4 protein-coding genes are annotated in these 6,000 nt (G+C 34.9%); 2 read left to right on the forward strand and 2 right to left on the reverse strand.

The window, feature by feature from the left end:
- The first annotated feature begins 90 nt into the window (after positions 1-90).
- A complete protein-coding gene (gene polA / locus C8N41_RS01090; protein WP_115837852.1) occupies positions 91-2,979 on the forward strand; it encodes a DNA polymerase I in 2,889 nt (962 codons plus the stop codon).
- A gap of 38 nt (positions 2,980-3,017) precedes the next feature.
- Positions 3,018-3,782 carry an Eco47II family restriction endonuclease gene (locus C8N41_RS01095; protein WP_092446521.1) on the forward strand — a complete coding sequence of 255 codons (765 nt, stop codon included), beginning with the start codon at positions 3,018-3,020 and terminating at the stop codon, positions 3,780-3,782.
- Here C8N41_RS01095 and dcm read toward each other — a convergent pair.
- Positions 3,755-4,999: a DNA (cytosine-5-)-methyltransferase gene (gene dcm, locus C8N41_RS01100; RefSeq protein ID WP_092446520.1), complete on the reverse strand. Its 1,245-nt coding sequence runs from the start codon at positions 4,997-4,999 to the stop codon at positions 3,755-3,757. The genes C8N41_RS01095 and dcm overlap by 28 nt on opposite strands.
- 114 nt (positions 5,000-5,113) lie before the next feature.
- Positions 5,114-5,416: a hypothetical protein gene (locus C8N41_RS01105; protein ID WP_092446519.1), complete on the reverse strand. Its 303-nt coding sequence runs from the start codon at positions 5,414-5,416 to the stop codon at positions 5,114-5,116.
- Positions 5,417-6,000: the final 584 nt, after the last annotated feature.

Raw genomic sequence — 6,000 nt, forward strand, 5'->3', positions numbered from 1 at the left:
CATAGCCATAGCTACGTTTCATTTTTATTTTGAAGCAGAAATAAAAAACGAGTATTTTGCAAAGCTCACTTAAATAAAATATGATATAAAATGTCAGACCAAAAACGTCTCTTTCTCGTTGATGCCTACGCCCTAATTTTTCGTGGCTATTACGCTTTTATAAAAAACCCAAGAATCAATTCTAAAGGAGAAGACACCTCAGCTATTATGGGTTTTATGAATTCCCTTTTAGATGTTATTAAACGTGAACGTCCAGATCATTTAGCCGTTTGTTTTGATAAAGGTGGTAGTGTAGATAGAGTTGAAATGTTCGAAGCCTACAAAGCCAATAGAGATGAAACTCCAGAAGGTATTAAAACCGCCATTCCGCATATTTGTAATATTCTCGAAGCCATGCATATTCCTATTATGGTTAAGGAAGGTTTTGAAGCGGATGACGTTATTGGAACGTTATCCCGACAAGCTGAAAAAGAAGGTTACAAAACCTATATGGTGACACCTGATAAAGATTTTGCACAATTGGTTACTGAAAACATTTTTATGTACCGACCTGTTTTTGGCGGAGGTTATGAAACTTGGGGCATTCCAGAAGTGCAGAAAAAATTTGAAGTTACAGATCCTATGCAAGTCATAGATTTTCTTGGTATGATGGGCGATGCTTCCGATAATATTCCAGGACTGCCTGGCGTTGGCGAAAAAACAGCTAAGAAGTTTTTAAAAGCTTATGGCAGCATGGAAAATCTCTTTGCCAATACCCATGAATTAAAGGGTAAAATGAAAGAAAAGATTGAAGCCAATAAAGAACTTGGTCTACTCTCTAAGCAATTGGCCACTATAATGCTCGATGTTCCTGTGGAGTTTAATGCCGAAGATTTTGAAATGTCTGAACCAGATATTCCTAAAGTCACCGAAATTTTTCAAGAATTAGAATTCAGACGTTTAATAGATAATTTTAATAAAACCTTCGCTCCCAAAACAGAAAACACAACAAATACAACTTCAACTTCAACTGCTGTCACTTCGAGCACTTCGACTTCGCTCAGCACAGGCTCTGTCGAGAAGTCTCAATCAAGTTCAAGTTCAACCTCAAACGCAGGAGCTGGTCAGTTCTCCTTATTTGGTGGTGGAGATGCCAACACAACAGAACCAACTTCAGAATTTACCAGAAAAACAGCCGAAACCACCTCACATTTTTACCAAAGTATCGCTTCTGGTATGGCCACCAAATTGTTCGTTAAGAATTTAATGAATCAAACTTCGGTGTGTTTTGATACCGAAACCACAGGTTTAAATCCCTTAACCGCAGAGCTTGTAGGTATTGCCTTTTCTTGGGAAACTGGCAAAGGGTTTTACGTCCCATTTCCAGAGGATAAAAATGAAGCTCAAGAACTCATGGAAGTGTTTAGACCTTTTTTCGAATCTGAAAGCATTGAAAAAATAGGTCAGAATTTAAAATACGACATTAAAGTTTTAGCCAAATACAACATCACCGTTAAGGGTAAATTATTCGATACTATGTTAGCGCATTATTTAATTAATGCCGATATGCGACACAACATGGATGTTCTTGCTGAAACTTATCTCAATTACACTCCCATTTCTATTACTGAATTGATTGGTAAAAAAGGAAAAAATCAGTTGTCCATGCGCGAGGTACCGCTAGAAAAGCAAACCGAATATGCTGTTGAAGATGCAGACATCACCTTACAGCTTAAAGAGCATTTTGAAAAAGAATTAGGCGAAGCCAACACCCAAAAATTATTTGACGAGATTGAAATTCCGCTACTGCGTGTGTTAGTCGCCATGGAATTAGAAGGTATTAATCTCGATATTGATTTTCTAAACTCCTTAGCAGAAGCTTTAAATAACGACATCCAAAGTCTTGAAAAAAGTATCTATGAAGCTGCTGGAGAAGAATTCAATATTGCCTCTCCAAAGCAATTAGGTATTGTGTTGTTTGAAAAAATGAAATTAGTCGATAAACCTAAAAAAACCAAAACAGGGCAATACAAAACCGGAGAAGATATTTTATCGGCTTTAGCTAAAGACCATGACATCATTCAACAAATATTAGACTACAGAGGACTCACCAAGCTAAAAAGCACCTATGTAGATGCTTTACCGCTTCAGGTTGAAGACAGCACAGGGCGTGTGCATACCGACTACATGCAAACCGTTGCCGCAACTGGCCGTTTAAGTAGTAACAATCCTAACTTACAGAATATCCCTATCCGTACCGAGCGTGGTCGCCAAGTGCGAAAAGCCTTTGTACCAAGAAGCGAAGACTACACCTTACTCGCAGCCGATTATTCGCAAATAGAATTACGAATTATTGCCGCCTTAAGTGAAGAAGAAACCATGATTGAAGCCTTTAAAAATGGAGAAGACATTCATGCCTCAACCGCATCCAAAGTATTTGGTGTACCGATTGAAGAAGTCACCAGAGAGCAACGTAGCAATGCCAAAACCGTGAATTTCGGAATCATCTATGGCGTGTCTGCCTTTGGCTTAAGCAACCAAACCGATTTATCGCGTGGTGAAGCCAAAGAGCTCATTGACACCTATTACGACACCTATCCAAAATTAAAAGCCTACATGAGTAAGCAAGTCGATTTTGCAAGAGATCATGGCTATGTCTCTACCGTTTTGGGGCGTCGTCGGTATTTAAAAGACATCAACTCACGTAACGCTGTGGTGCGAGGTGCCGCAGAACGAAATGCCGTTAACGCACCCATACAAGGAAGCGCTGCTGATATCATTAAAATAGCAATGATTAATATTTTCAACAAGCTAGAAGCTGGTAATTACAAATCAAAAATGCTCTTACAAGTGCATGATGAATTGGTCTTTGACATCTACAAACCAGAACTCCAAGAATTAACCACATTGATTAAAACGGAAATGGAAGGTGCTTTTAAACTGGAAGTGCCTTTGGATGTTGAAGTGGATACTGGGCTGAATTGGTTGGAGGCGCATTAAATTTTATTAGTATATTGTAACACATATTCTAAAGAATTATGACAAATAAATACTTAAGTTATATATCAGACGAACATTTTTTATCGTGTATAGAGAATCTTCATAAATCATATACAAGGGCAAAAGCAAATGTTAGTAAGAAGAAATTTTACTCAAATAAAATTGACACCATAAAACTAACCTTTGACGCAAGCTTTAATGAACTAGACGAAGTTACTCTCATAAAAACAGAGATAAACCGACAGATTGATAAATCAATAAATAATTCAATTGGAACTTTTCATGAACAAATTTTGGGAGGGATTAAAGGTTTTGAAGTTGGCAATTTTAGCGGTTTCGACATTAAAGCTTCTGATAATACTCTATTTGCTGATATTAAAAACAAACATAACACAATGAATAGTAGTTCTGCGGAGAGTTTATTTCAAAAACTAGCTACTTATGCTGACACCTATAAAAAAGCTGAATGCTATTGGGTTCAAATTTTAGCTAAAAATAGTTTTAACGAAAAATGGTTTGGAGAAATTAATGGAAAAGAATACAGCCATAGTAGAGTAAATAAAATTTCTGGTGATCAATTTTACAAATTACTAACTGGTAAAGACTACGCTTTATTTGAATTATACACTATTTTACCAAAAGCTATTTCAGACTACTTGAAAAATCTCAAAACTGAGGAAAGTGAAAATAATTCTGCACTTGAAGAAATTCAGACAAGTTCAAAAGAGTCAAAAAGAACCATTCTAGATGAAATTACTTTCGAAAATTATAGTTACTATTTAGGATTTGATAAACTAGAGTAATAATCATTCAAAAACTTAACAATGGAATACCCTATTTCTCTTCCTAAATTACAAGGAACTGCATTTCCTATCTGCTTATATTGCTGAGAAACTGAACCCATAAATTTCCATTCATCAGGAAACGTTTGAATTCTAGCATATTCTCGTACGGTAAAAGGTCGTGTTTCATCTGGATGACATCTTTCTGTCTGTTTTTGAGCAGGACTACAAGTTAATGTTAAACTTGGTTCGTCCCAACCAATTCGTCTTGCCATCCCTGTTTTTCCACCACCTAAGTAGAAACTTTTACCCATATATTCTTTTTGTAAATCTATAGGCAAATCTCTCCAATAGCCCTTTGGCGGAATCAAATCTAAAATTTCTTTCTTATGTTGTGGGTATTTTGAACCTTCAGATTTAGGAACATTTGAGTCATACAAAGGCCCTTTTTTTAAAGCATCCGACAAATTATAGATATTCTGATAAGGCTTAGGGTATTCATATTTAATATCGATATCTTTTCTAATTCCTACTAAAATTAAGCGTTCTCGCTTTTGAGGAACTTTATAATTAATTGCTTTTAAAACCTGAACCGGAACAACCTTATAACCAATTTCATCAAGAATTGACAACATTCCTTTTAATGTTTCACCTTTTTCATGAGAGAGCAAACCTTTAACGTTTTCCCCAATACAAATTGGAGGATTTACTTCTTTTACTGCACGAGCAAATTCATAGAATAAAGTTCCTCTCGCGTCTTCTAATCCTAGTTTTTTACCAGCATAACTAAAAGCTTGGCAAGGAAAACCGCCTGTAACGATATCTACTTCTCCATTAAATTTTTCAAAATTAAAGGATTTAATATCTCCCTCTAAAACATTCCAATGTGGACGATTCTCCCGCAAGGTTTGGCAAGCCCATTTATCTATTTCGTTTAAAGCAGCGCATTTAATTCCCGCTTTCTCAAGTCCAATTGCTAAACCACCAGCACCTGCAAATAATTCGAGAACTTTATATTCTTTCAATGGTTTTTCTGAATTATCTACAATTTCTTCAAGGTTGTCAAACAATGGTTTTATAAGATTATTAATATCTTGTTTCTTATAAATACGATATTCACTTATCGGTTCTCTCAAAGCAGGAAGTTTCCCCTCCTTATCCCAGCGTCTTAAAGTTTCTTTACTTTTACCTAGCAGTTCTGCAGCTTCTGAAAGCGAATAACAATCTTTTATAACCATACTATACAACATTACACAATGGTTACAAATTTAACAAAGAAATATTAATTCTTTACTCTATTTTATGATAAAATAAAAATACTTGTCTTTTTATTAAATTAACAAGAAATATAATTAAACCAAATCATGCTTCCCATGCTCAAGATAATAATCTAAATCAAAAGTTTGACCTTCATCAACTTCAAAGTCTTTAGCATATAAAATTGTAGTCCATGGGAATGAATAACCTGTATTTAATGCTTGCACTCTAACTCTAGAACGTTCACTATGTTCCATATACTCAAGAACTAAATAAAGATCATTAGGATCTTCGTCTTCAAAAGGTGTGTGAAATTTTACAATTTGCCCCCTTCTATTTGGTTTCATAATATAACTATTTTCACCAAAGATACTTGCTAAACCAATGGTAGTCAACATACAATTAGTATCACTTTATTACTTTGCTTAAAATGTAAATTCTAATAAATTATGATAAAATGATTCTATTAAAAAATATTTAATAGCAGCATTATTTAATGAATTATCAACTGATCTAGAATTTGTCTCTCTTTACACTGCAACAGTTGCAATAAAAAATATTCATTTTTAATTTAGAAAGTATTTTCATTACTAAAATAATTGAATTATTAGCACATATTATTATATATATTAGCCAAGCTTTTCTCAATCCAATACATTCCCACCAACATACAGTCTCAACCAAAATACCAAGTCTCTTTTACACCCCTAAAGCCCCCCTCAAAGAGACAATACAAACCAAAGGTTCCCCCATATTAACTTCGGGTCTTAAGCAGGTCATAAGCGGTTTATCCTCGGGTATATACCGACCTATCCTAAGCTAAAAGACCAAGAACAAATACTATAAAACTTCAATTAGAATAAAGCCAACACCCTAAAACTATCGGCGCTTTTTCATATGGTGTTTCTTTCCCTAAAGCGCACTTTATCCTCACGCCTACCCTGATTAAAAGGCAACACATCATTAAAACTGTTTTAAATAG

This window comes from Winogradskyella sediminis, assembly GCF_003387355.1.
Classification (GTDB): Bacteria; Bacteroidota; Bacteroidia; order Flavobacteriales; family Flavobacteriaceae; genus Winogradskyella; species Winogradskyella sediminis.